Genomic DNA, 883 nt, shown 5'->3' with positions numbered 1-883 from the left:
CCACATGGTTATACCCCAGCAGATTAGCGCCCACATACGCAATTTTTTCTTTCGGCGGGTCATCAGGGGTACACCCCTGGAGAAATAACACCATAATCAGAACAAGCCCGGACCACCATTGCATACACCGCTTCCTTTGCGCATCAAATGAGAGATAAGTATATTTTACTTAAGGCAAATTTACCTGTCCGCGAGTCACACTATCAGAATAATAGGGGACGTTTTCCGTAGACTGATGATATTAAACAGGTATGTTGAGTAACCAACCCCGCCCGCTTATTGAGGACATTGCGCAGGCTCCGGTTGGTCAAAGGGGTCTTTCACAGGGTGGTCAGGGTGGTTAATACCGTAACAGGTCGCCGTCACTTTGACCTGTTGACAGGGTAAAAAGTGTACCTGCAACCCGCAGGAATCATCGTATTCAGGGATAGTGGTTGTAGTACGATATTGACGGTAATTCGCCTTATATTTTTTCATATAGTTTTTATAATTCGGATCATTGAACTAAGGTAAGTCCATAGGAAAAGGATCGGGATTCACCTCCCACTCCACGTCAACCTTCATATTGGACTGCCATTTTTCCGGCAACATCACACAGCAGGTAAACCCTCCTGTACGCCCCCGCTGCCCGTTCACTGAGAACCAGTTGATATTGGTCCCCACCACATGGTTATACCCCAGCAGATTAGCGCCCACATACGCAATTTTTTCTTTCGGCGGGTCATCAGGGGTACACCCCTGGAGAAATAACACCATAATCAGAACAAGCCCGGACCACCATTGCATACACCGCTTCCTTTGCGCATCAAATGAGAGATAAGTATATTTTACTTAAGGCAAATTTACCTGTCCGCGAGTCACACTATCAGAATAATAGGGGACG

At 46.5% G+C, this 883-nt stretch carries 1 pseudogene; it reads right to left on the bottom strand.

The annotated features are described in order from the left end of the window. Positions 1-276: 276 nt before the first annotated feature. Positions 277-756, bottom strand: a pseudogene (locus AYY16_RS15040) (DUF3304 domain-containing protein). Positions 757-883 lie beyond the last annotated feature (127 nt).

Origin of the sequence: Morganella psychrotolerans, from assembly GCF_001676155.1 — a bacterium.
Lineage (GTDB): Bacteria > Pseudomonadota > Gammaproteobacteria > Enterobacterales > Enterobacteriaceae > Morganella > Morganella psychrotolerans.
The sequence above is the reverse complement of the archived record's forward strand: the minus strand, read 5'-3'. Positions and strand labels throughout refer to the sequence as shown.